The sequence below is a fragment of the Bacillus sp. PK3-067 genome, assembly GCF_056738645.1.
The window spans coordinates 2407892-2432978 of sequence record NZ_CP096490.1 but is presented as its reverse complement, the minus strand read 5'-3'; the positions used below and the strand labels follow the sequence as shown (position 1 = coordinate 2432978).

Below are 25087 nucleotides of genomic sequence, written 5' to 3'. Positions count from 1 at the left end.
ATTAATTACAAAAAAATTTAAATATACAAACGTTACATAAAATACTTGTTAGAATAGCTGTCCTTCACACTATTTATTTCGCAGACGTTATATAATCAAAGCACCAATGATTAACTTTTTATACGGCTTATTTTAAGTGTGCTAGCATTCTAGGCTAGATGATCATGACTGCAAAAAAAACTTCAAGTTCTCGTTTATATAAATCAGATAACGCTTTCACTTTTTGAATCGATTGATAATCTTTAAATTGCGGTTCGCTATCTTCTTCTCCTTGAAGAGCACTAATCCAACTATACTCTACATCTACAATATGAAATCATGTTTCTAACATACCCCCAGTTTGCAAAATAAATCTTCCTCTCAAAGTTGTTCACACCACTTAAACCAATCATCTCTTACTTGCCAATTATATTGAAATAAAGTGTACACATTTATCTCTCCCTTACTTCAATTATCCACCTAACAGCATCTGTTATATAATGTGGTTCATCTTTTTGAATATAATGACCACTTTGTTCTGCAATTATTAGTTTATTTCTGTTTGATAATCTTAATAATTCTTCTTGCAATTGTAACCATTTTATTTGTGCATCTTGCGAATAAAAAGCTTTTTTACCAGCAGCTAACACGACGAGTGGAATATCTCTCGTCGACTGACAATATTTATCTGCTTCACCCAGACTAAACATAAACTCTTCATAAGAACTTTCATGTACAAATTGTTTATAGTAAGCTTCTTGAAATTCTGGAGACATGATTGGCAAAAATGCTTCTTTATAATTTTCTGGTGTCGAATCAACCAAAACTATTCCCAACATATCTTCAGGATAAAAATCAGTAAATAAACGTGCATTTATACCACCAAAAGAATGTCCTACAAAAATATAAGGTGGCTTCAGTTGTAAAAGATTTAAGCATGTTCTCAAATCTTTTACCATTTCAGAACTAATACGTTTCTTGGAACTCTTCCCGCTTTTGCCTAATCCAGCCCGATCGTATGTAAGTACCGTACCATATTCCGTCAGTTCTTCAGCAGTTTGATTCCATGCCTTCGAATAATCACCATAGCCTGATTCCAATATAATAACAGGCTGCTGCTTCTTTCCTTGGAATATTTTCGTATACATTTTAAAATCAGCAACTTGTATATATTCCTCTATACATTTAACCATTGACAATCACTTCTCTTCGGCCAAGTTCCTCTACAGCGTGATTAATTATTTCACTTACAGATAAAGAACCATCCAATATGATATCTGAATTCGGCTTAACAGTATGAATTGCCTCTAAATAAGCTTTTCTCGCATATGTCATGTAATGTTCCAAATCATTATGTATTTCATCTATTGTACCTTCCTTAAAATCTCGCAAAATCCTTCTAGCCATCGCAATATCTAAAGGCGTATCAATAAATATAGTTACATCAATGAATTTTCGCATCTCACTATTTAAGTATGCAAAAGGATAATCTACAATAATATAGTCTAAGGTATTATTTTGTATAAGTTGCTCAATATCATGAATTAATGGTGTTAATACCCACTCGTCGTAATTCGCCCCATCATCAATCCATTTACAAATATCAGCAGGAGAGTTATCAAATGTATAACTATCAAAATATAGAGCTTTTGAGTTTTTAAACTTATGCTTTAATCTTTCTGTAATTGTAGTTTTACCTCCCCCCGAAACAGCTGCAATTGAAATTATTTTTGTTTTATTATCCACTATACCCACCAAGCCCCTTTGTTAACATAATATAATTATAAATTACTATTGTTGCTACTTCTTCCATTCATATTCTAACATACTCATTTCCCATAAATTCCAATACGTTTCTCCTACTCTTTTTGACTCTCTTAATAAGCCTTCTTTTACAAACCCTATTTTTTCGTAACATGAAATGGCCGATGTATTAAAATCATACACACCAAGAGTTACTCTATGTAGTTTTAATTCGTCAAAAGCAATATGAAGTACTGCTTTCATCATATGTTTTCCTATAGAACGTCCTCTCATCTTCGTATTACCAACTAATACTTTTCCAATTCTAGCGGACTTATTAATATTATCTATTTGCCCAAGCGAAATATGACCAATAACGTCTGAAGTCTCTTCATCTACCACTTTGAAAGCGAGTGTATTTGCACTTTCTATATACTTCTCTAATTGCTGTTCGTCTAAAGGGAATGTGAATGCATTTCCTGACCATTGTATTAGAAATTCTTCGGAATTAATCCAATTTATTAATTGTTTAAAATCAGATTTCTTAAAACTTTCTAGTTTAATCACTTCCTTGCTCCTTTCGTACATCATACTTTATAACCTCAAACTTATTTCTATATAAAGAATATATTCTCCTTTTATATAAAATTAAAATAAAGCCATTCATGTGAATGGCTTTACAAAAAAGCAGCATAATTATGCTTTGTTTGCTACATCAATACCATTAAAATCAAAGTCAGCAGTAACCGTTGTAACCGGTGGGAAAATTGCTTCAATTTTGCAAATGGAAATAATTACTCCAACCGATCCAGGAATAGCCGCAAGCCTAACTACATCACAACTTACAGACGAAACAGTACCTACATAAGTACGTCCCTCTGTATTAATTTGAACTGTTCGATTAATTAATTTCTTAAGTTCATCTCTAATTCCTTGTACACAAGAATTATCACATTTCTCATGCTGTTCTTTTTTACACTCTTCGAATACTTCCCAACAATCATCTTGTTTACATGTACACTTCTTTTTACAATTATTAAATCGAGAACCCAATACCTCACCCCCTAATCCTTTCTATTAGTAAAGTATGTCCACTAGCTTAAAAGGGTACGAGGCAAACACATAAAAAGAAAAAAACAAACAATTGTACCAAACTTTCTTTTCATTATTCATTATAAAAACAGGCTTCTCCTAATTAAAAGCTTTTTAATGAGCGGCCGTGAATTTAGTCCTACTCCATTTAATGTTTAGACACCACTTTCTAAAACAAACCTTTTTTCTTTTAAATAAGACGCCCCTTAAAAACACACTAGATTTCCCCATTAACTCACATATACATAGACTTTATTTGTGGATTTCCCATTTTTCATTGTGAAATATACATTTAAAAAGCGTACTCGAAAATAAGATATTATTTGTAATCAGAACATTTTCTTCAACAAGTGTTTATTGAAAAATACCATAACTAGTAGTAGTTCTCTCCACTTTCTCTTAAAAATTAGCATAGTTTGTATGAATTCTATATCGAGTAGAAGACACTCTATCATATAAAGATAAAATAGTAGGTTAATAAACAAGCCATTTTTTTATTAAAACATAGAATAATATGAACACTATTGAAAGGAGGTAGAAATAAATGTCCTGGAAAAATGATTGCTGGAGTTCTCAGAAAAAGCATTGTTGTGATGATTGGTGGAAATCTAAAGAAAAGCATCATTGTGATGATAATTGGAGTTCTCAGAAAAAGCATTGTAATGATGATTGGTGGAAATCTAAAGAAAAGTGTCATTGTGATGACGATTGGAGTTCTCAGGAAAAACATTGTAATGATGATTGGTGGAAATCTAAAGAAAAGTGTCATCGTGATGATGATTGGAGTTCTAAACGAAATAAGTGTCGTTGTAAATGTTTCTTTATTTGTTGCCATTGTAAAAGAAAAAATTGGTAATATTTTTAATGTCAACGTAAAGGAAAGAATATGTCTTTTGGAACCAATCGGGCTTTTCCGGAAAGTTGATCCCTCACCTACTTCCTTGCTTTTGCTGAATTTTTAGATGGGGGCATTACTGCCCGGCAAATACTAGAATGTAATATATAAAAAGCTGACTGCTTATAGTCAGCTTTTTATATATTAACACGTAAAGGTTTAAACAGACATATAAGCAGTCACGCTTTGTCATCACCTTGTTGTTGTAAATTAGTATTTCTACATTGAATAGACATTCCATAATATCGTATTTTGATTAAAACTAAAAAACATACTTAACACTAATAGTAAAATTTTTCTTCTTCATCAAATTCACTTCTTTTCTTTTTATAAACATAAAAAAAAGGATCTCTATTTATATAGAGATCCTTTCTAACTTTATAATTTACTAGACTGTAACCCCTGAATAAACGGAACTACTTCAGGATTTACAAGCGATGATAAATCACCTAATTCTTTTCCTAAGTAAGCTGCTTTAATAACACGGCGCATTACTTTAGAATTACGTGTTTTCGGTAAATCTTCTACAACGTGGATGTCTTTAGGACACAACGCTTTTCCAATATGAGAGTTTACTAAACTCATTAATTCTTTCTTTAATTCTCCTGTGAATGTTACATGATCTCTTAACACTACAAAACAATGACAAACTTCACCTTTTACTTCGTCAGGTACACCAATTGCAGCAGCTTCGATTACATCGTTATGTTTCACAAGAATAGATTCATATTCAGCAGGTCCAATACGTTTACCTGCAATATTTAACGTATCGTCTGAACGCCCTGTGATGATATATTGTTCACCATCGTAAATGACCCAGTCACCGTGGACCCATTTATTTTCAAAACGCGACCAATATGTGTTTACGTAACGTTCATCATCTTCCCAGAAGCTTTTCGTCATACCTACCCAAGGTTTCTCTAAGCATAATTCTCCGACTTCATCTCGAATTGGTTTACCTTGATCATCCAGTACGACAGCTGCCATTCCTGGTAAAGATGCGTTAAAACTAATCGGTGCTATTGGCTTAATAAGAACATTACCGAAAATCCCACCAGAGATTTCAGTTCCACCTGAGTAGTTACAGATTGGGACATTTCCTTTTCCAACTGTTTCAAACAGCCACATCCATGGATCAGGATTCCAAGGTTCTCCTGTTGATGCGAATACTTCCAAACTCTTTAAAGAATGTTTATTGACATACTCATCACCTTTTGCCATCAATGCTCGGATTAACGTTGGCGAAATACCTAGATGAGTAATCTCATATTTATCAACTGTCTCCCATAACCGGTCTGCTTCTGGGAAGTCTGGAACACCTTCGTACATAACCATCGTTGCTCCATTAATGAGTGAACCGAATAATAGAAACGGCCCCATCATCCAGCCCATATCAGTTACCCATAATACACGATCACCTTGTTTAATATTCATTCCAAATCCTGCATCAAAAGCTGCTTTCAAAGGAAATCCTGCATGCGTGTGTACTGTTCCTTTCGGCTTACCAGTCGTTCCTGATGTATAAATGAGCATTAATGGATCATCACTTTGCATTTCCTCGGCATGTATGAATGGTTTTTCTTTTTCTAGCGTACTCCACGAAAAATCATAGTTATGTGGTGTAAAATCATTTCCTGCATGACGAACGATAACAACTTTTTCAACAGTTGGGCAATACTCACAAGCTTTATCTACTTCATCTTTTAAAGAAACAATTTTACCGCGGCGTGAAAATCCATCTGCGGTAATAATCATTTTTGAACCTGCCGCTTGCACACGTGTCATGACTGCATCAGACGCAAAGCCTGAGAATATTGGTGAAATAATTGCTCCGATTTTCATTACAGCTAGCATCGCAACAACTGTTTCTGGAATCATCGGCATATAAATTGTTACACGGTCACCTTTCTCAATACCCGCGTGTTTCAAACCATTTGCAACACGACTTACCCAGTTGTCAAGCTCTTCATATGTAAATGATTTTGAAGTTCCATTTTCCCCTTCGTACTGAAGTGCTGGCTGTATTCTCGTCTCTTCATCCGCAAGCCAGCGGGATAAAGCTGATTCTACAACGTTACATGTTCCGCCATTATACCACTGTGCAAACGGTGTACCATTTTCTAAATCTAACACGTCTGTATAAGGTTTCATCCATTGATAGCCTACTGCCTTTTCTGCCTCTCCCCAAAACCAAGCTGTTTCCTCGATAGATTTATTATAAAAAGTTTCATAATCTTCATATCCCAATGATTTCATCCAACCATATAAACGTGTTTTTTCCTTGTACTCTTCTGTTGGAAACCAAACTGCTTGTTTCAATGTTTTCCCCTCCTTAACTTTTTGAGCAAGAAAGCCCTAAATAGGGCTTTTAAACTGGATATACAGGATGTTTACGATCCGTGAATACTTGATATTTACTCATATACATTTCGAAACGTCCTTTTAATTCTTCACGTAAATTGTTTGGATGAACAATACCATCAATCACCATCTCTGATGCTAAATGATAAATATCAATATCTTTCTTATACTCTTCACGTTTTTCAGCAATGAAGCTAGCACGCTCTTCTTCTGGTAAAGCTGCAATTTTATTTGCATATACAGCATTAACCGCAGCTTCTGGACCCATTACCGCAATAGAGGCTGTCGGTAATGCCAGGCAACAATCTGGTTCAAATGCTGGACCTGCCATCGCATATAAACCAGCACCATATGCTTTACGAACAACGATAGAAATCTTCGGTACAGTTGCTTCACTCATTGCAGAAATCATTTTTGCACCATGGCGAATAATACCAGCACGCTCTACTTTTGTTCCAATCATAAATCCTGGTACATCCGCAAGGAATAATAATGGAATATGATATGCATCACATAAATTAATAAACTTAGCAGCTTTATCAGCTGAATCATGGAATAATACGCCGCCCTTCATACGCGGCTGATTTGCAATAATACCAACAGGCTTACCATCAATACGTGCTAAGCCTGTAATTAGCTCTTGAGCAAATAATTTTTTCACTTCATAGAAGGAACCTTCATCAATAACTCTATTAATGAGATCTTTCATATTGAAAGGAGCATTTTGATTTTCTGGAATGATTTGTTCTAACGTTTTATCGAATTGTTTCGGTTCTTGAGGTGTAACCAATGGAGTCTTTTCTAAGTAGTTATTTGGAAAATATGAAATGTATTGTCTTGCTTGTGTAATCGCATCTTCTTCTGTCTTGCATAAAACATCTCCGCATCCTGATACAGAGCAATGCATACGAGCTCCGCCCATCTCTTCTAAAGTTACCTTCTCACCGATAACCATCTCAGCCATACGAGGAGATCCTAAATACATAGATGCATTTCCTTCTACCATCATTACAACGTCGCAAAAGGCTGGAATATAGGCACCACCAGCTGCAGAAGGTCCAAATAATAAGCATACTTGAGGAACTTTACCTGATAATTTCACTTGATTATAGAAGATTCTTCCTGCACCACGGCGCCCTGGGAACATTTCTACTTGATCTGTAATGCGCGCTCCAGCAGAGTCGACTAAATAAAATAACGGAACACGTAGTTTTTCAGCTGTTTCTTGAATACGTAAAATCTTTTCAACTGTGCGTGATCCCCATGATCCAGCTTTTACAGTAGAATCATTGGCCATTACACATGCAGTACGACCATGTATTTTACCCGTTGCCGTTACAACGCCGTCCGCAGGTAAGCCTGTTTGTTCACAGTTAGCAAATAATGCATCTTCTACATATTCGCCATTATCAAATAGAAGCGCTAAACGATCTCGAACAAATAATTTTCCTTTTGCTTTATTTTGTTCATGATACTTTGGTGCGCCGCCTTGTTTAATCGTTTCAACTCGTTCTTCAAATGAATTAGATTGTTGTTTTTGATCTAACATATTTACTCCCCCTTATACGTTGGTGTGCGTTTTTCCTTGAATGCTTGTAATCCTTCTAATCTATCTTTCGTATGGATTACCCCTTCATACGCTTGTTTTTCCATTTGTAATCCGGTATGTAAATCAACTTGAATACCATTTGAAATTGCCTCTTTTGCTAATCGAACAGCAATAGGTCCATTACTAGCAATTTTCTCTGCTATTTCAATCGCTTTCTCTTCAAGTAAATTAGCTGGTACAACAAATTCTACTAAACCATATTCTTTTGCTTCTTGCGCTGAAATACGTCTACCTGTATAAATTAATTCTTTCGCTCTACCAACACCAATTAATCTCGGTAAGCGCTGTGTACCACCCGCTCCTGGTATAATTGCAAGTGTCGTTTCAGTAAGACCAAGACTGGCAGATTCAGCAGCAATTCTAAAATCACAAGCTAAACTTAATTCCGTACCACCACCAAGTGCGATTCCATTTATAGCAGCAATAACTGGCTGTGGTAATTGTTCAACCATCTCCATAGTCGTGCGAATCATACTAACAGCATGGCGAACTTGTTCCTCATTCATACCAGCACGTTCTTTTAAATCAGCACCAGCACAAAATGCTTTTTCACCAGCACCTGTTAGAATAACTACACGCGTATTGGACTCTTCACTTATTTGAGTTAATATGTTTTGTAACTCTTCTAATAACGCTAAAGATAATGAGTTTGCTTGTCTTTCACGATATAACGAAATCTTTACAACGTGAGGTGTTACATAATCAACTGAAATGTTTTGTAATTGTAGCATCTTCTCACCTACTTATCGTTTTATGTTGAAGCGCTCTATACACATGACTCGGTAATTGGATATTTAGCTTACTTTGAATAAATTGACTAGCTCGCAATAACTTTTCTTCGTCTATATTCGTTTGAACTCCTAATTTATGGAGCATATGTACTAGGTCATCAGTAGCAACATTACCTGATGCTCCTGGTGCATAAGGGCAGCCCCCGAGTCCACCACAAGAACTATCAAATGTTGTAATACCGTATTCTAATGATTTAACTACATTTGCTAGAGCCATTCCATACGTATTATGAAAATGCATGGCAAACTGCGAAGCATCATACTTCTTTAATAGATGTTCTAATACTTGTTCTACTTGTAATGGATTCGCTACACCGATTGTATCCCCAAGAGAAACTTCATAAATGCCGTATGAAAATAGTTGATTACATAATTCGTCAACTGCTGTGACACTTATATCCCCTTCATAAGGACATCCAAATACAGTAGAAACATAGCCTCTTACCTTTTTCCCTTCGAATAATGCCTGTTTTGTTATATCTTCGATTACAACTAACGCTTCTTTAATCGATTTATTAATATTACTTTTATTATGAGATTCACTTGCTGATAAAAAAACATTCACCTCATCTACATTTTGCAAAAAAGCTCGTTCCAAACCATTTTGGTTCGGAACAAGCGCAGCATATGTAACATTTGGATCCCTTTTCAGCTCAGAAAACACATCATTTGCATCCGCTAATGCTGGGACCCATTTTGGGTGAACGAATGAGGAAACTTCAACATACGACAATCCTGCTTCTGTAAGTAGTTGAATCCATTTTACTTTATCTTTTGTGCCAACAATCTTTTTTTCATTTTGTAAACCATCACGTGGTCCTACTTCTTTAATGACAGCAAAATTAGGTAGTTTCAATTCGCTTCCCCCTATATCTCCCTATTCAATTTCTAATAATACATCTCCTTCATTTACAAAATCGCCTTCTTGCACATTAATTTTCATAACTGTGCCGGCTTCTTCTGAAATGATTGGAATTTCCATTTTCATAGATTCTAAAATGACGACATCCTGCTCTTCCTCTACTGTATCTCCTACTCCTACAACAATCTTCCAAACGTTTCCTGCCATCGATGCGTATACTTTCGTCATCATTTTTTCCCCCTTAATATTGTTAGATCTTATTTTTTAACGAGTTGTTTCGTTACAAAACCCGTTGTATAAATACCCGCTTTGAACACTTCGTCTTCCAAAACTTGCAGTAGCATTGGCGTGTTCGTTTTAATACCTTCTACTTTTAATTCTTCTAGAGCATCATGTAATTTCGAAATTGCTTCTTCACGAGTCTCGCCATGTGCAATGACTTTCGCAATCATTGGATCATAGAAAGGTGTAATCGTTACATGATTTTCTAAGAAGTGATCAATTCGTACATTTGACGGTAATGTTAAATCTGTAATTTTCCCAGGTGACGGGAAGAATGTTTTCGGATCCTCTGCATAAATACGAGCTTCAATGGCATGACCACTACGTTTTACATCATCCTGAGTAAATGATAGTTTCTCTCCACTTGCGATAAGGAGTTGCTGTTCTACAAGGTCTAATCCCGTAATTTCTTCTGTCACTGGATGCTCCACTTGTAATCTCGTATTCATTTCTAAGAAATAGAAATTTTTCTGATTATCTACAAGAAACTCAACTGTACCTGCATTTGTATAGCCAAGTGCTTTGGCAGCTTGTACAGCAACTTCTCCCATCGCCTTTCGTGTACCTTCATCTAAAAATGGTGAAGGTGCTTCTTCGATTACTTTTTGATTTCGGCGCTGTACCGAACATTCACGCTCCCATAAATACACTGTGTTACCATGTGTATCTGCTAAAAGCTGAATTTCAATATGATGCGCATCTGCTATATATCGCTCTAAATACATTTCCCCGTTACCGAAGAAGTTTTGCGCTCTTGTTTTATTACTTTCAAACGCTTTGGTGAGCGTTTGCTCAGTTTCCATCAACTGCATACCAATGCCTCCGCCGCCTGCGGATGCCTTAAGCATTAATGGATAACCAATTTGTTTTGCAATTTCAATTGCTTCTTCAGCAGTTTCAATATTTGTAGTAATACCTGGGACTACTGGGACATCTGCTGCTTGCATTGCGATACGTGATTCAATTTTACTTCCCATCTTCGTAATGATTTCTTCTGAAGGACCGATAAATACGATTCCTTCTTCTTTGCAGCGAACCGGAAAAGACGGATTCTCTGATAATAAACCATAACCCGGATGAATGGCTTCTGCATTTGTCTTCTTAGCTATTTCAATAATTTTTTCAAGGTTTAAATAGCTTTCTTGAACACGCGGTCCACCTACTAAGTAAGCTTCATTTGCCATTTTCACATGAAGGGCATTTTCATCTGCTTCAGAATAAATAGCAACAGTGCGAATGCCAAGTTTTTGACAAGTTTTCATAATACGAACAGCGATTTCCCCGCGATTCGCAATTAATATTTTTTGAAACATAGTGATTCCTCCCTTTTATCTACATCCTAAATGCCTAGCAATTACGAGACGTTGAATTTCAGAAGTTCCTTCACCAATTTCTAATAGTTTCGCATCACGAATATGTCGTTCAACTTCATATTCACGCATATAACCATATCCACCATGAATCTGTACTGCTTGATTCGCAATACGGCTTGCTGCTTCCGATGCAAATAGTTTTGCCATTGCCGCTTCTTTGCCGAAAGGTTTATCGTTATCTTTTAACCAAGCTGCTTTATGTACTAAATTGCGTGCTAGCTCTACTTCAGTCGCCATATCAGCTAATTTAAATTGAATCGCTTGGAAATTAGAGATTGACTTTCCAAATTGTTGACGTTCTTTCGCATATTGTAATGCACGTTCAAAGGCTGATTGCGCAATACCAACTGCCAATGCTGCGATTGAAATACGCCCTCCATCAAGTGTATATAAAAATTGTTTAAAGCCTTTATTTACATCACCAAGAATATTTTCTTTCGGTACACGAACGCCATCAAGTACGATTTCACAAGTATTAGAAGCGCGAACACCCATCTTATCGTAAGGACTTGAAATCGTTAATCCTTCACTCGTAGTAGGCACGATAAATGCAGAAATACGTTTTCTACCATTCTCTTCAATACCGTTGACAGCGGTTACAATAATTGTATTTGCATACTCTGCGTTTGTAATCCAACACTTCTCACCACTGATTACATACTCATCACCATCTAATACCGCTTTCGTTTGAGTACCACCTGCATCTGATCCAGCATTCGGCTCCGTTAATCCGAAGGCACCTAATGTTATACCTGACGCCATCGGAACTAAATACTTTTGTTTTTGTTCTTCTGTACCGAAATAATAAATTGGAGAAGCACCTAATGAAATTGTTGCAGCATAGCTTAAACCGGTGCCACCACAAGCGCGACCAATTTCTTCAACTGCTAACGCATACGATACCGTATCGCCACCTGAACCTCCATACTCTTCTGGGAATGGGATGCCTAATAATCCTAGTTCGCCCATTTTTTGAAATGTTTCATATGGAAACTCTGCAGTTTTGTCATAATATACAGCTTTCGGTGCGATTTCCTTTTCAGCAAAGTCACGTACCATTTCTTTAATCATTTGTTTTTCGCGAGTTAGAGTAAATTCCATTCCGCTACACACCCCTTATCGAATATTGAGTTTCGACAGCGTGCGAGTTTCTACTACAAACATAACAACTTAAAAGACAAGAATATTAGTTAGACAATTCCTACAATTCTGTCATAACTTAATTTTAAAACAGATTCTGTACTAATGCACAAAAAAATTCCTACATTGTTCTACAACAACATAGGAGATTTTGTGTCGAATTATGTAATTTATTGTTTAATAATCTCTACCTTTTCCCGAATCAGAAATTTCTACTAATGCTTCAGGGTATGGTTCGAAATACGTTTGTCTTAATAAATACTTTTCATCAAATCGAATAGCCCATGATTTTAATATTGTAAGTAAACTACTAAGTGGTATTTTCTTTTCTGCATACTTTTGTAACAGTTCTATAAAATGATCTTTTTCTTGTTTTTTTAACTTTGTTTTAAAATATCCAAAAATGTGCTCGCATACATTTACATTCGATGTATAACGGGGCGCACGCATAAATAATTCATATAAAGTCTTCTCATAGTTTTCAAATACCACTTCAATCTTTTCATTTTTTTGATTTGCAATTATACGACCTAATTCCTTTTGTTTCACCTGATTATATGCCATAAATAAATATTTATTGTCCGACTGAAACGATACAAGTTCTTTCATATTTTTATTGTGTTTAATCATTTTGTAATATGCGATTGTAAATAACCTTGTAAAGAAATGCTCTCTAATAATAAAATTCGACAATCTACCTTCCTCTTCAATAGGAAGATGCGAAAAATTTTTTACTACTGCTCCGCCGAATAAGCCAGCTCCTTTTCCTTTTGCTGGCGCTTTTTCAAAACCAGAATAAATTTTCACATCACGCGTACCACAACTTGGTGAACGATTCTTTAAAATAAAACCATCCACATCCGGTATCGTTTGTAAAAAGTCATTTGAAAACTGCTCCATTTTTTCAGTTACATCTTCTCGTGTCGACGGTTGCACAAGTCTATTCTCACCATTTTCTTCTACAATTCGTATCGTTTCACGAGGAGTCCCCAATCCAATCTCCACTTCTGGACAAACAGGTATAAATGTAACAAATGGCTGCAAATTTCGTATTGTTACATCTGGAATCATCTCTCCATTATAACGACAAGCATCAAATTCTAAACACTTACTTACGACGATTGTAGGTTTTGCAAATTGTCGCATCTTATTACCTCCTTATTGCTAGCCCGTATAATATAAATTGTACTAAGATTAACATTTTAAGCAAAGTTTGATTCAGTTATTTTTATGAGAAATATATATCCAATGATATATTAACAATCATTCAACTCTATTTTCTATAAATGTGCGCCCTATTAATGAGGGTTTAGATATTGTGAAATGAATAATACACACATGCTTCGGAGAAATTAATGATTAAGAAAGGAGGGATTGTTATGAAAAAGAAATTATCATCTATCTTAAGTGTTTTAGCACTATCTATTATGTTTTTAGGTACATCTACGCAAGCTGAATACGATGGAAATAATATGAATAGAGTTAATAACACTGATATTTCAACTCGAGTAAATGACAATAACTTAGACAGAGTTAATAATGATGTAAGAACTCGAAATGTAAATACAACAAATGATTTAAATGATAATCGTGATAAAAATAATAATTGGGCTTGGCTTGGTTTATTAGGACTAGCAGGATTATTAGGTCTTAGAAGAAGAGACAAAGAAACACGCTGATTTAGAATGTTTTTAGTAAACAAGTACTTATTTATCAAAAATATATAATGAAAATAAATCGCCTTTTTAAAGGCGATTTATTTTTACTTAAAAGTAATGTATGTAATTCACACTTCAACGATTAAAATCGTGGAGTTAATCCATACAATATAAATTGAATCGTATTTTCAATTTCCGCTTCATCATTCCATTTTTCTTCAGGCAATAATAAAAATCGTGTTAATAATAAACCTAATACAGCTGATAAAGTAAGACGTAGTACGGAAGATGGTGGTATCTCAATAATTTCCCCTTCTTCTTGAAATTTCACAATCAACTTTTTGAAATGTGAAAACAGTTCTGTTTCTACTAATTGCTGTATTTCATTTTTCAGTTCTGGTTGGAATGGCACCTCTTGAATTAATATTTTTATCATAGGAAAGTGTTTTTGAGCAAATTTAAACCTATTATGAATTACAACCCTTAAAAGTCCTTCGTATGATTCATAATCCGATTTAAATATTTCTTTTGCAAAGGTTTGTACGAAAAATGGTGCAGCGAACTTAGTTAAAGTTGGCATTACGACCGCTAGTAATAAATCTTTTTTTGTTTTATAGTAGCGGAAGATGGTTCCTTCCGCTACACCAGCACGCTTTGCAATTTCACTTGTTGAAGTTGAAGCGTATCCTTTTTCTCCAAACATATCAACAGCCGCCTCTAATATTCGCATTTGACGTTCATTTCGTTTATCCGTATTAGTTGCAGCTATTAATTCCTCCAGCCAATCCTTCTGCATTTATAAAGCTCCTTTTTTTCATTATTATATTTTGCGATGTTTCTTTAAAGCAAATACATTTCCTACTGCAAATAATAGTGAAAAAAGTAATAATACAGTAAGATCTAATACAACCTCTGTAAACCCTTGATTCCGAATCATCACTTGTCTCATTGCGTCAGCGCCGTATGTGAGTGGAAATACTTTCCCTAACATTTGTAGCCACTTATTCATAGATTCCATTGGAAACAATCCAGAAAAGAAGATTTGTGGCACAATAACAAGCGGTATAAATTGAATCATTTGAAACTCATTATTTGCGTATGCCGATAAAAACGTACCTAATGTTAGTGCAGTCAAAGAGAGCATACATGTAATAAGTAACGTTAGCCATATGGAGCCAGCTACGTATAAATCTAAAATATAAACGGAAAAACTTACGATAATAATGGATTGTATAAAGGCAAAGATTCCAAAACCAATAATATAACCTGCGACTATTTCCCATCTTCTTACTGGGGTGGATAATAACCTTTCTAGCGTACCACTTAAACGTTCTCTTACGAAAGATACACCTGATAATATAAATACAAAGAAAAATGTAAAGAAACCAATTAATACAGGACCAAGCCCATCAAACATCGTAAAGTCTTTAGAGCCATGTAAATAATTTACTTCAGGTTTCATAATCGATACATCATTCTTCTCTGTGCTTTTTTGCAATACTTGAAGTACAGCACGATTTTTTGACGAATCACTACCTTCCAACAGAAGTTTCATTTTTCCATTCTCTATTCGAAATACTGCATCTACCTTTTGTTTTTCCAACTCAAAAATCGCCTTTTCTTTACTGTATTCATAAATTGACGCTTCTTGATTTTTCATCACTTTTACTATTTGAGCGGGCATATCAACAACAGCAATTTGCGGTATATAGTCTTTCTGTGTAAACACTAGTGACAAAAGCCAAAGTAATAACATCGGTGCTCCAAACATCATTGCTAACGAACGCTTATCTCGAAAAAATTGACGAATAATACGTATGATTACACCAGTAACTCTCATGATGGCACCACCTCTTCTAGCAAAAAGACATCTTCAATCCGTCCAGATGACACGCGTTTTTTCAATTCTTCAGTTGTTCCAACCGCAACTAGTTTCCCTTCTCTAATTAACCCTAGACGCTCACAAAATTCAGCTTCATCCATAATGTGCGTCGTTACAATAATCGTTGTGCCTTTCTTTTTAAGATCATAAAATTTTTCCCAAATCGTTTTTCTAAGAAGCGGATCTATCCCCACTGTAGGCTCATCTAAAATTAATATTTCTGGTTCGTGAAGGAGCGCTATTGCTAATGATAAGCGTTTTTTCATTCCACCTGAAAATTGTTGTACTTGCTTTTTCATATACTGTGACAATTGTACAAGTTCAAAAACCTCTGCAATTCTTGTCTTTTTACGTTTTCCCTTTAGTCCATACATCGTTGCTATAAAATCTGCATTTTCATATGCTGATAATTCTTCGTATAATGCATCCGCCTGGGCCATATAACCAATTCGTTTCATCTCATTTAAATTAGGCATATTAGTATTATTAACAAGCACTTCACCTTTCGTTGCCTCATTAATACCTGCAATCATTTTAATGAGCGTTGTTTTCCCCGATCCAGAAGGTCCAACAAAACCAAAAATCTCTGCTTTTTCAACTTGCAATGAAAGATTGTGTAACACTTCTTTTTTTCCAAAACTTTTTGATACAGTCTGTAAAATAATTGAAGGTTGTTGCACGTTTCATCCTCCTTTTCCAATAAAAATGAGTGAGTACTCACTTTTATTTTACTCTTGCTTAATTATATGTCAAACTTCGTTGATTAGTATGTATGTTCAATCACCGATATTAAACAATGAAACAGAGTCGACATTAGAATTTCATTTCCTAAAGTCGACTCTGTTTCATTTAAACTATAAATTTCACTTTACGTTTTTAAATTCATATACTTCCGAATTCTAGCAACGTCTAAAGAATATTCGATAACTAATTGCTGTAACGGTAAAATAACTGTGTCAGGATATAAATGTGCATATTGTAATGTTTCTGCATATTTTTCTAACCTTTTTTCTAAATACTTTATTATTTGATCAGGATGACTTACTAATAAACATTTACAATAATAATGGATTTGTTCCTCAATCGCCGTGTATTCTTCAATTTCATATTCTTTATGCATGTGTACACCCCTTTAAGTTTTTTATATGAATTACTTATCACAATTTTCACTCGACAAATTTTAAGTTTTTTGATTATTTACACTATAACAAACACTGAGGGTCAAATTTTGTTACTTTATGTAACGTAGAAAATTTTTAACAAAATTGTAATGTTTACTCCTGCAAAATACAGAAAGCCCCTTTACTCATTTTTGTATAAAAAAAATCGTACAGCTTAATTTAGCTGCACGACTACAATTTCTGGCCTATTCAAAATCCTTTGCGGAATGATACTATTTCCTAATCCTCTACTCACTACCATTGATGTATTTTGTTCTACATATAAACCCGCTGTATATTTAGGTAAAACACCTTGATTTGGCGCAACTAATCCTCCGATAAATGGCAATCTAACTTGCCCTCCATGAGCATGTCCCGATAAAACCAAATCCAACCGCTCATTCGTATATTCCTTTATAAATTCAGGCCTGTGGGATAATAATACATTATATCTATCTGGCTGCATTTCAATTTTTGCTTTTTTAATTTCATCTATTATAATATTTCCTTCATCACGGTTTCCAGTACCAAACTCTGGATCATCAATACCTAGCAAGTTTATCTCTTGCTCACCCTTTCGAATGCCTACATGTTCATTCCTTAAAACATTGACACCATATTTCTTCAACTCTTTTTCTAAACTGTTATACTTTCCAGACCATTGTTCATGGTTTCCTGTCACAAAATATACAGGATACTTCTTTACCATTTCTCGTATTAATTGCATACTAACTTCTGCATCGTATGATTTACTGTCAATTAAATCACCCGTAATTGCAATAATATCTGGGTCTATACTTTTCATTTTTTGAATTAACACATCTTGATTATCGCCAAATTTTTTATTGTGTAAGTCTGAAATTTGTAGAATTTTATACCCTTTAAAAGAGGATGGTATTTTACTAGAGGTTATTTTAATCTCAGTTATACTTATTAAATTGTTCTGTAAATATAAAAAGATTGTAAAACCTACTAATATACAAATAATCATTACAATTCTATTAATCTTCTTTTTCATATTTTCTCCTTTACATTCTCATCAAACACTTCTATATGCTAACTGAATTATATTATACTTTCTTGAAATTTATTTAAATTAATAAAATAATACAGTACATGAAATTTCATATGAGATATGTCATATATATTCGTTATATTTTTACTTTTACCTTTTTAATAATAAGAATACAAAAACGACTCTTATCACACGAAAAGAGTCGTTTTCTAACTTTATACTTTTAATACTTTCATGTTAAAAATGCGAAAACTAAAATACTATTACCTAAGAGCCTTAACTATAACTTTAGTTGCCTCTGCAATGAGTTGATTATCATAAGTTGCCTCTTTCTCATCTTTACTAGATAAAATTGCGATGATAATTGGTGCTCTATTTGGAGGCCAAACGATAGCAATATCATTTCTTGTCCCGTAACTGCCAGCACCTGATTTATCTCCAACTACCCAGTCAGTTGGTACGCCTGCACGAATAAGTTTGTCTCCTGTAGCATTTCCTTTCATCCACTCTGTAAGAATTTTACGTTTTTCAGCAGGAAGTGCATTTCCGACCGTAAAAGCTTTAAGATTCGTAGCAATAGCTTTCGCTGTACTAGTGTCACGAATGTCTCCTGGAATAGCTTCGTTTAATTCTGTTTCAAAGCGATCAGACATAGTAATCCGATCCCCCATATGCCTAAGCGCTTTTTCATATCCTTTAGGTCCTCCTATTTTATTAAATAAAATGTTCCCTGCAGTATTATCACTTGAACGAACAGCTGCCTCAGCAATTTCTCCTAGTTTCATTCCAGTATCTACATGTTTCTCTGTAACAGGTGAATAATCCACTAAGTCTTCTTTCGTATATGTGATTACTTCATTTAATGAATCAATTGAGTTTTGCTGTAGTAATACTCCTGCTGCTAAAGCCTTGTAGGTTGATGCGAAGGCAAATCTTTCGTTAGATCGATAAGAGATTGTTTGATTTGTACCAGTATCAATCGCATATACACCTAATCGAGCATCAAATTTTTTCTCAAGTTGAGAGAACTCTTTATGCGTCGCCTGATTTTTATGTTTCACTTGTCCAGTCTTTTCTTTCGCTTCAACTTGCAGTGCCCCTCCTGTAAAAGCTTCTAGGCTTGTAATACTTAAACCTAATATACCAACGCATATTCCTATTTTTAGCATCCTCTTATTTTTCAAAATCATCATTCCTTCCAAATTTTTAGTACCTTTTTATACGTACACATAATAGACAATCACCGAACCAAATTTGTTCCATAAACTGAAAAAAATTTTATAGCTAGTATGAGAGTTATTAACAAAATAAGAGATAGTAGCTATGATCGCCGCTATCTCTTATTTCACATTTCATTTTTTCTTATAAATGGCTTTATACAAACAGGTTCTCTTCCCTGAGAAAAGTATCTTAATTTTGCTTAGAACTACCTGTACTAGTAGCTTCACCATGTATACGTTGCTGTTTTAAATCAAAGTATACATCTAATACTTCCTTTCCAATTATAGAATTAATTCCATTTTTATCATCATGAAGCCATGGAACTACTACGGAAAATGCTACTTCTGGATTATCATATGGAGCATATCCAACTAACGTTAAGTTGTAGCATTCCATACGTTCTCCTTTTGCATTTCTACCAATCGGGTCATCTCCACCATATACAGTTTGGGCTGTTCCTGTCTTTCCTGCTGGTTTATATGGCGCGTTTTTGAAATATTTCACGCCAGTTCCATCACCTTCTTGGAATACCCATCTAAACCCTTCTTTTATCCGATCAATATGTTCTTTCTTCATATCAATTCGATTTAATACGACAGGCTCTATGGAACGTATAACTTTGCCAACCTCTTCTTTTATTGATTGTTCTCGTATTTCTTGTACAATTTGAGGTTGCATTCTATAACCACCATTCGCAATCGTTGAAATATATTGCGCTAATTGCAACGGCGTATACGTATCATACTGACCGATAGAAAAATCTAGTAAAAAACCAGGTTGACTATCTACTTTTCTCGTTTGTCCAATTATTTCATTCGGTAAATCAATACCTGTTGGGACACCTAAACCAAATTGCTTGAAATAATAGCGCATCGTATCAAATGCTCCTTGTTTAATATCCAATGAGCCATTTGGTACGTAATTAACTCCCGCAATTTTTAAAGCTGTTTGGAACATGTATACATTCGAAGATACTTGTAAAGCCCGTAAATCATTAATATTACCAAATCCGGATACATTCCACGATTTCTTAGCTTGTGTACCTTTAAATTTCATCGGCGCGTCATAAAATTGATCTCCTGGATGTATTGCCCCTGTCTCATATCCAGTTAATAAAGTAGCACCTTTTACAGCTGACCCTAGCTCATACGAAGTTGTCATGTTACCTAATGCCAAATCCTCAACCTCTATTCTTCCTTCTTTTTCTACAATCTTTTTGCCTGCCATTGATAAAATTTGTCCGTTATTTGGATTCGTCATGACAACAAAAGCTCGATCGAGCAGTGGCTCTGAACTCTTAAAAGCTCTCAAGTTTTTCTCTATACTTTCTTCCACTTTCTTTTGTAATTCCATATCAATCGTTAATGTTAAACTATTACCACTTTTTCCTTTAGAGATTATTTCTGTGCTAACAATGTTTCCTGATTTATCAGTAATATTTTTCACTTCTTCTTTTGTGCCGTGTAATACATCTTCATATCGTTGTTCAATATAACTTTTTCCAACACGATCATTACGGTTATATCCACGTACTAAATAAGAATCTAAATTTTCTTTCGGTAATCCTTCTTCACTACTCGTAATATTTCCTAATACAGAACGAAATAAATTACCATTTATATAATTACGTTCCCAATCAACAGTTGCATCTACTCCTGGAAAATTCGCAAGGTTTTCACTTATCCGCGCATACTCTTCATCTGTTACATCTTTTTTAATAATTTGTGGTGTTAGTTGATAACCTGAACTCATTTTACTTTTAATAGCTAACACCTTTAAATCTTGTGCTGTTAATTCTGCTAATTCTACCTCTGTAACACGACCTCGTCTTAAGTCTTCTATTTTTTTATCTAACTCTTTTCCCTCTATACCCTTTTCTTTAAACTTTTCTATATCTTTCTTAGTAATCTTTGTCTCCGCACGTTTCAAATTCAACTGCATCCAAAAATCTTTTTTATCGATATCTGTTAATTTATTTATATCTTGTTCAGGCATTTCAAGTACTTTCGCCAAGTCTTTTGCTGTTTTTAAAATATCTTCACTCGTAATTCCCTTCACCCTTGTATACGTAATTGTGCGAAGAGATTTATTATTAACAACTGTTTTCCCTTCTCGATCTAAAATTTGTCCACGTGGAACTGGAATACTAGTTATTGCATTTTGACTACTTTCCACTTGGTTCTTATAAGCCTCTCCCTCAACGATTTGTACCTTTCCTAGCTGCATAATAATAGCTGAGAATAGTACAAATATACAAAGGAACATTATATTTAATCGAATAGATATATATGTCTTCTGCTTCTTGCCTTTTTGTTCTTTCATAAATCCTCCATTTAATCCTTTCAGGAATTGCTACAAATACTAAAAGCATTCCTTATATATTAGATACCGATAATCGGTTATAAATATCGCCTCATTTTTTTGCTTAATCCTTGTAAGCATCCATTCCTTTTCGTTTAACTATGGAATTAATAACTCTCCCTTCTTGTTTACTCTCTATTTTTTGCCACTTGCATTAGAAGTGCTAAACTGTATAATGACTCTTATTAAACTTACATATAGACGTGCTAGTAATTTTTCATGCTAATTATTCCTTTCTTCATGCTGTAATACTTAATAGACAACCTAAACAATACAGTTGTTCCACATTTACAAAAAAAATAATTAAATATAAGATGAAGTAGGCTACATAAGGGAGGGTTATATGTTACATACAAAAAGATGGAGATTATTTGCGGTTCTTTCTATTGTAGGTTTGATTTTACTAATTTTATTAAAAATCAACTTCATTTCAATTACTATCGCAACTTCTTCAGCTGAAAGAGGAAAGATTTTTGATCAAAATGGTGCAATACTAGCTACAAATAAGAAAGTTAAGTCTCTATATTGCACTTCTAATGATGAAAAGCTATCGAAACAAGATACATCAAGCACATTAGCTTTTTTTAATCAATTTTCAAGCGAGTTTCAACATGATATTTCTACAGAGAACATAAAATCTCAATTACAACAATCTTGTAAAAAGCAGACTATGAATGATATACCGTTATACTCTGATATAACTGAGAATGAACTTGCATTCATAAACAAAAACAAACCCAATAATGTAATAATTAAAGATGAATGGATTCGATATTATCCTAAACACGAAATTGGTTCACAAGTAATTGGGTATGTAGAAAATGACCTTAATTCAAAGCATATGGCTGTTGGAAAAAGCGGGATTGAGCTGCAATATGAAAATGATTTAAAAGGAAAACCAGGTAAAACTCTTATTTTTAAATTGAATAATAAAAAGTTCTTATGGAACATTCAAAAAGTACAAAAAGGAAAAGATGTACGGCTAGCTTTAGACTCTGAGTTGCAGCAAAAGGCAGAAGAAGCATTAAGATCGCAAATTAAGAAAACACCTGATGCTAAAGCTGGTTATGCTGTAGTGAGCGATGCAAAAACTGGCGCGATTTTAACTATGGTCAACTCGACAGTTTTTGATCCAAATATATTAAATACACATGTATCTTCTAGAAAAGAAAATATTAAATCTCTTTCGCAAAATAAAGCGATTCAAAAATTAAAGTATGGTGAATCTTATGTAAATATGGCTTCTACTATAAAACCACTTACTATTTTAATTGGATTAAACGAAAAACTTTTTCAACCCGAAGATACTTATTTAGATAAAGGTACTTTTCAGTATGATAATCAAAATAACATTACGAATGCACCTGGAACACCAACAGGTGAGATTACACCGAGGCAGGCTATCATTAATTCATCTAACACATTTATGACAGCAAAAGTAGCTCTGCCCTTATTCAACCAAAATAATGGAAATATAGAAAAAGTGGCACATATATGGACAGATTATTTAATGCAATTCGGCCTACGTTCTAAAACCGGGATTGATTTGCCCTTTGAAGAAGACGGACAATATGAATTCCATCCATCTAATAAATTTGAAAATGGGATTTCTGCTTTATTAAATGCCTCTTGGGGAGGAAATGAAGTGCATACTCCTCTTCAACTCGCTCAATATGCAGCAACATTGGCAAGTAAAGGTGATAAATATAAACCTCAAATCGTAAGTGCGATTATTGGTCAAGATGGTAAGGAAACCAAAAAGTTTAAAACCATTTTAGAAAGTTCAAATCGTTACCCGATGAACTTTTGGCGTGTCGTGCAAGGTGGAATGAGTCAAAATATAGAGGAAATTAAAAAGTTGCCCTTTGACGTCGCAGGTAAAACAGGTATTACAGGTTTTCCAAATGAGCAAGAAAGAATGATAAATCATTCTCTTTTCATTGCATATGCTCCTACTGAAGATCCACAAATTGCTATTTCTGTCGTTATTCCTGGCAGTAATTCCGAAAAAAACATTGCCGCTCTCGTTACATCAGAAATTTTAGAGTACTGGAATACTCTTCAAAAAGAGAATAAAAACAAAGAGGAAGGTTCATTAAAGTGAACCTTCCTCTTTTACCATATAGAATCTATATTTATTATTTTCCATATACCTTCATTATTCTTTTCGAACATAAATGAATATTTAATATCAGTTAAAATGTACTCTTTCTGTACATATCCAGTATTACCGTTAATTGTCGATATTTTTATATATCCATCATTCTGCACTTTTTCTGGAATCCAAGCTTTTACCATTTCATTAGATACTTCATATAAAACTTGTGATTCTCGCTTTGGTTCTGCTAAAATTTTTGTTTTATTTCCAGTAACAGTTGCATATATAAAATGTGCTTGCTTTGGTTGGTTACTTTCCGTCAATCCACTTGGTACTTTATATACTTGCTTTGTATCATTTCCAAACTCTCCCCCCATTGTAAGGGCGACTTGCAACTCATGAAAAATATCTTCATCAAACTTCAGTTCATCCTTCTTATAACTCTTCCCTTTAAATAGAACTTCATCATTTAACGCTTTGTACAGGTCATTTTCATTTTTTGAGTTCGTACTTTGATATAGTTCATTCATAAATTGTTTTAATGATGGATCTTGAGCAGACTCATCTTTTGTTTTAGGCTTAATTTGAGTACTACTTTGTACTGGTGATTTATTATCATCAAGCCAAGGTTGTTGAACAATGAAAAATAACATTGTACAAACTAAAACAACTACAATAGGTAATGCTTTTTTACGAAATGGTCTTTTATGTTTTACAAAATCCACTTCATTATTTTCGTATATAGACTGCTTTATTTTAGAAATAAATTCTTCTTCATCTTTACGATTCTCCATTGGGCCTTTTTTTATTTTTCTATACCAGTCAGGATTTTGTTTATTGTTCATCACTACTACCCTCCCCTATTAATTTTGAAACCTTACTTCTCGCTCTACTTAATCTCGATTTTACAGTTCCAATGGATACTCCTAATGTTTCAGCCATTTCTTCATATGATAATTCATATTTTGCGTCCAATATAATTATTTCACGGTGCTTTTTAGGTAGTTTTAATACAACCTTCCACACCTCATTCATCTCTTCTTGGTTAAAAAATTCTTGTTCTGCTGACAGGGATTGCTTATCGTCACTAAAAAATCCTATTAAAGATATCCTTTTAAAATAGGAGGATTTCAAATAGTTTATTGCCGTATTTCTTGTGATTTTTAAAATCCACGTTTTAATAGATGACTCCTTTCGAAATGAATTCCAATTTTTAAACACCTTTATAAATACATCTTGCGTGATATCATCTGATAAGTGTGGATCTTTCGTAATAATAAATGAATAATTCCATACATCTTGCCAATAGTCTTTTATAACATAGTCCAGCTCATCATGATTACACTTTTCAATAAACGTCTGTTCCATTTCCACACCTCAAACTTATTTGAATAAACATAAAAACTGCCCTCACTTTTATTATGGTTTCAATATATAGACAAGATACAAGTTTCATTTGTTCCATTGTTTATCTTTTTTCAAGCAGAATAATACTACTAAAAAACAAGTAAAGCATACAATGATAAAATTCTACTCATGAAAATCTGTTTTTTGAATTTAACGTA

Annotated in this window: 24 protein-coding genes and 1 pseudogene; 3 read left to right on the top strand and 22 right to left on the bottom strand. The window is 34.1% G+C overall.

The window, feature by feature from the left end:
• Positions 1 to 166: 166 nt before the first annotated feature.
• From M1D73_RS12500 to M1D73_RS12480, 5 genes and pseudogenes are all read right to left on the bottom strand, one after another.
• Positions 167 to 429 (bottom strand): annotated as a pseudogene (locus M1D73_RS12500) (DinB family protein); the annotation flags it as partial.
• Between the two features lie 2 nt (positions 430 to 431).
• The gene (locus tag M1D73_RS12495; protein WP_121868530.1) at positions 432 to 1172 is read right to left on the bottom strand and encodes an alpha/beta fold hydrolase; all 741 of its coding nucleotides are present in this window, start codon (positions 1170 to 1172) and stop codon (positions 432 to 434) included.
• Positions 1165 to 1734 (bottom strand): nucleoside/nucleotide kinase family protein, encoded by a 570-nt coding sequence (locus M1D73_RS12490; RefSeq protein ID WP_000513268.1) that lies wholly within the window; start codon positions 1732 to 1734, stop codon positions 1165 to 1167. Before M1D73_RS12490 ends, M1D73_RS12495 begins: the two co-directional genes overlap by 8 nt.
• Before the next feature lie 45 nt (positions 1735 to 1779).
• On the bottom strand, positions 1780 to 2313 hold the full coding sequence (locus M1D73_RS12485; RefSeq protein ID WP_000990082.1) for a GNAT family N-acetyltransferase: 534 nt from the start codon (positions 2311 to 2313) through the stop codon (positions 1780 to 1782).
• A 105-nt stretch (positions 2314 to 2418) separates the two neighbouring features.
• Positions 2419 to 2775 (bottom strand): hypothetical protein, encoded by a 357-nt coding sequence (locus tag M1D73_RS12480; RefSeq protein ID WP_000535577.1) that lies wholly within the window; start codon positions 2773 to 2775, stop codon positions 2419 to 2421.
• Between the two features lie 563 nt (positions 2776 to 3338).
• On the opposite strand from M1D73_RS12480, the gene M1D73_RS12475 reads away from it, so the two are divergent.
• The gene (locus M1D73_RS12475; protein WP_170879447.1) at positions 3339 to 3776 is read left to right on the top strand and encodes a hypothetical protein; all 438 of its coding nucleotides are present in this window, start codon (positions 3339 to 3341) and stop codon (positions 3774 to 3776) included.
• A gap of 311 nt (positions 3777 to 4087) precedes the next feature.
• Here M1D73_RS12475 and M1D73_RS12470 read toward each other — a convergent pair whose 3' ends face one another.
• The 8 genes from M1D73_RS12470 to M1D73_RS12435 all read right to left on the bottom strand — a co-directional run bounded on the left by M1D73_RS12470 (position 4088) and on the right by M1D73_RS12435 (position 13273).
• Positions 4088 to 6028, bottom strand: a complete 1941-nt coding sequence (locus M1D73_RS12470) for an AMP-binding protein (RefSeq protein WP_017673448.1) — start codon at positions 6026 to 6028, stop codon at positions 4088 to 4090.
• A gap of 49 nt (positions 6029 to 6077) precedes the next feature.
• A complete protein-coding gene (locus tag M1D73_RS12465; RefSeq protein ID WP_000886744.1) occupies positions 6078 to 7619 on the bottom strand; it encodes an acyl-CoA carboxylase subunit beta in 1542 nt (513 codons plus the stop codon).
• 2 nt (positions 7620 to 7621) lie between these two features.
• Positions 7622 to 8410 (bottom strand): enoyl-CoA hydratase, encoded by a 789-nt coding sequence (locus tag M1D73_RS12460; protein WP_000939818.1) that lies wholly within the window; start codon positions 8408 to 8410, stop codon positions 7622 to 7624.
• 4 nt (positions 8411 to 8414) lie between these two features.
• Entirely contained in the window at positions 8415 to 9326 is a 912-nt protein-coding gene (mvaB, locus tag M1D73_RS12455; RefSeq protein ID WP_000775436.1) for a hydroxymethylglutaryl-CoA lyase, read from the bottom strand.
• Positions 9327 to 9347: 21 nt separating this feature from the next.
• On the bottom strand, positions 9348 to 9563 hold the full coding sequence (locus M1D73_RS12450) for an acetyl-CoA carboxylase biotin carboxyl carrier protein subunit (protein ID WP_001987345.1): 216 nt from the start codon (positions 9561 to 9563) through the stop codon (positions 9348 to 9350).
• A gap of 26 nt (positions 9564 to 9589) precedes the next feature.
• The gene (locus M1D73_RS12445; protein WP_000486749.1) at positions 9590 to 10927 is read right to left on the bottom strand and encodes an acetyl-CoA carboxylase biotin carboxylase subunit; all 1338 of its coding nucleotides are present in this window, start codon (positions 10925 to 10927) and stop codon (positions 9590 to 9592) included.
• A gap of 15 nt (positions 10928 to 10942) precedes the next feature.
• Positions 10943 to 12088 (bottom strand): acyl-CoA dehydrogenase, encoded by a 1146-nt coding sequence (locus M1D73_RS12440; protein ID WP_121868528.1) that lies wholly within the window; start codon positions 12086 to 12088, stop codon positions 10943 to 10945.
• A gap of 216 nt (positions 12089 to 12304) precedes the next feature.
• The gene (locus M1D73_RS12435; RefSeq protein ID WP_001248640.1) at positions 12305 to 13273 is read right to left on the bottom strand and encodes a YbgA family protein; all 969 of its coding nucleotides are present in this window, start codon (positions 13271 to 13273) and stop codon (positions 12305 to 12307) included.
• Positions 13274 to 13506: 233 nt separating this feature from the next.
• Between M1D73_RS12435 and M1D73_RS12430 the strand changes: the two genes are divergently transcribed.
• Entirely contained in the window at positions 13507 to 13806 is a 300-nt protein-coding gene (locus M1D73_RS12430) for a WGxxGxxG family protein (protein ID WP_000728157.1), read from the top strand.
• Positions 13807 to 13927: 121 nt separating this feature from the next.
• On the opposite strand, the gene M1D73_RS12425 is transcribed toward M1D73_RS12430, so the two are convergent.
• The 7 genes from M1D73_RS12425 to M1D73_RS12395 all read right to left on the bottom strand — a co-directional run bounded on the left by M1D73_RS12425 (position 13928) and on the right by M1D73_RS12395 (position 21385).
• A complete protein-coding gene (locus tag M1D73_RS12425; protein WP_001168184.1) occupies positions 13928 to 14581 on the bottom strand; it encodes a TetR/AcrR family transcriptional regulator in 654 nt (217 codons plus the stop codon).
• 24 nt (positions 14582 to 14605) lie between these two features.
• Positions 14606 to 15625, bottom strand: coding sequence for an ABC transporter permease (locus M1D73_RS12420; protein ID WP_001266722.1), 1020 nt, complete (start codon positions 15623 to 15625; stop codon positions 14606 to 14608).
• The gene (locus M1D73_RS12415) at positions 15622 to 16347 is read right to left on the bottom strand and encodes an ABC transporter ATP-binding protein (protein WP_001187059.1); all 726 of its coding nucleotides are present in this window, start codon (positions 16345 to 16347) and stop codon (positions 15622 to 15624) included. The genes M1D73_RS12420 and M1D73_RS12415 overlap by 4 nt, the downstream gene beginning before the upstream one ends.
• A 188-nt stretch (positions 16348 to 16535) precedes the next feature.
• Positions 16536 to 16787 (bottom strand): hypothetical protein, encoded by a 252-nt coding sequence (locus M1D73_RS12410; RefSeq protein ID WP_000548621.1) that lies wholly within the window; start codon positions 16785 to 16787, stop codon positions 16536 to 16538.
• A gap of 215 nt (positions 16788 to 17002) precedes the next feature.
• Complete coding sequence (locus tag M1D73_RS12405) at positions 17003 to 17845, bottom strand: metallophosphoesterase (RefSeq protein ID WP_000727181.1); 843 nt, start codon at positions 17843 to 17845, stop codon at positions 17003 to 17005.
• Between the two features lie 260 nt (positions 17846 to 18105).
• Positions 18106 to 19032 carry a class A beta-lactamase Bla1 gene (bla, locus tag M1D73_RS12400; protein WP_002164538.1) on the bottom strand — a complete coding sequence of 309 codons (927 nt, stop codon included), beginning with the start codon at positions 19030 to 19032 and terminating at the stop codon, positions 18106 to 18108.
• Positions 19033 to 19252: 220 nt separating this feature from the next.
• Positions 19253 to 21385, bottom strand: a complete 2133-nt coding sequence (locus M1D73_RS12395; RefSeq protein WP_481158026.1) for a peptidoglycan D,D-transpeptidase FtsI family protein — start codon at positions 21383 to 21385, stop codon at positions 19253 to 19255.
• 382 nt (positions 21386 to 21767) lie between these two features.
• Here M1D73_RS12395 and M1D73_RS12390 point away from each other — a divergent pair, with 382 nt between their 5' ends.
• Positions 21768 to 23528, top strand: a complete 1761-nt coding sequence (locus M1D73_RS12390) for a peptidoglycan D,D-transpeptidase FtsI family protein (protein WP_000903357.1) — start codon at positions 21768 to 21770, stop codon at positions 23526 to 23528.
• A gap of 11 nt (positions 23529 to 23539) precedes the next feature.
• Here M1D73_RS12390 and M1D73_RS12385 read toward each other — a convergent pair whose 3' ends face one another.
• Both M1D73_RS12385 and M1D73_RS12380 read right to left on the bottom strand, forming a co-directional pair.
• Positions 23540 to 24367, bottom strand: a complete 828-nt coding sequence (locus tag M1D73_RS12385; protein WP_001060762.1) for an SH3 domain-containing protein — start codon at positions 24365 to 24367, stop codon at positions 23540 to 23542.
• Positions 24357 to 24890, bottom strand: coding sequence for an RNA polymerase sigma factor (locus M1D73_RS12380; protein ID WP_000438330.1), 534 nt, complete (start codon positions 24888 to 24890; stop codon positions 24357 to 24359). Before M1D73_RS12380 ends, M1D73_RS12385 begins: the two co-directional genes overlap by 11 nt.
• Positions 24891 to 25087: the final 197 nt, after the last annotated feature.

Excerpts from the sequence above, each read along its gene's own strand:
- M1D73_RS12485 (WP_000990082.1), bottom strand. The coding sequence starts at position 2,313 with ATGATGTACGAAAGGAGCAAGGAAGTGATTAAACTAGAAAGTTTTAAG.
- M1D73_RS12450 (WP_001987345.1), bottom strand. The coding sequence starts at position 9,563 with ATGATGACGAAAGTATACGCATCGATGGCAGGAAACGTTTGGAAGATT.
- M1D73_RS12430 (WP_000728157.1), top strand. The coding sequence starts at position 13,507 with ATGAAAAAGAAATTATCATCTATCTTAAGTGTTTTAGCACTATCTATT.
- M1D73_RS12410 (WP_000548621.1), bottom strand. The coding sequence starts at position 16,787 with ATGCATAAAGAATATGAAATTGAAGAATACACGGCGATTGAGGAACAA.
- M1D73_RS12395 (WP_481158026.1), bottom strand. The coding sequence starts at position 21,385 with ATGAAAGAACAAAAAGGCAAGAAGCAGAAGACATATATATCTATTCGA.
- M1D73_RS12425 (WP_001168184.1), bottom strand. The coding sequence starts at position 14,581 with ATGCAGAAGGATTGGCTGGAGGAATTAATAGCTGCAACTAATACGGAT.
- M1D73_RS12380 (WP_000438330.1), bottom strand. The coding sequence starts at position 24,890 with ATGGAACAGACGTTTATTGAAAAGTGTAATCATGATGAGCTGGACTAT.
- M1D73_RS12460 (WP_000939818.1), bottom strand. The coding sequence starts at position 8,410 with ATGCTACAATTACAAAACATTTCAGTTGATTATGTAACACCTCACGTT.
- M1D73_RS12465 (WP_000886744.1), bottom strand. The coding sequence starts at position 7,619 with ATGTTAGATCAAAAACAACAATCTAATTCATTTGAAGAACGAGTTGAA.
- M1D73_RS12445 (WP_000486749.1), bottom strand. The coding sequence starts at position 10,927 with ATGTTTCAAAAAATATTAATTGCGAATCGCGGGGAAATCGCTGTTCGT.
- M1D73_RS12435 (WP_001248640.1), bottom strand. The coding sequence starts at position 13,273 with ATGCGACAATTTGCAAAACCTACAATCGTCGTAAGTAAGTGTTTAGAA.
- M1D73_RS12405 (WP_000727181.1), bottom strand. The coding sequence starts at position 17,845 with ATGAAAAAGAAGATTAATAGAATTGTAATGATTATTTGTATATTAGTA.
- M1D73_RS12440 (WP_121868528.1), bottom strand. The coding sequence starts at position 12,088 with ATGGAATTTACTCTAACTCGCGAAAAACAAATGATTAAAGAAATGGTA.
- M1D73_RS12495 (WP_121868530.1), bottom strand. The coding sequence starts at position 1,172 with ATGGTTAAATGTATAGAGGAATATATACAAGTTGCTGATTTTAAAATG.
- M1D73_RS12390 (WP_000903357.1), top strand. The coding sequence starts at position 21,768 with ATGTTACATACAAAAAGATGGAGATTATTTGCGGTTCTTTCTATTGTA.
- M1D73_RS12420 (WP_001266722.1), bottom strand. The coding sequence starts at position 15,625 with ATGAGAGTTACTGGTGTAATCATACGTATTATTCGTCAATTTTTTCGA.
- M1D73_RS12385 (WP_001060762.1), bottom strand. The coding sequence starts at position 24,367 with ATGAACAATAAACAAAATCCTGACTGGTATAGAAAAATAAAAAAAGGC.
- bla (WP_002164538.1), bottom strand. The coding sequence starts at position 19,032 with ATGATTTTGAAAAATAAGAGGATGCTAAAAATAGGAATATGCGTTGGT.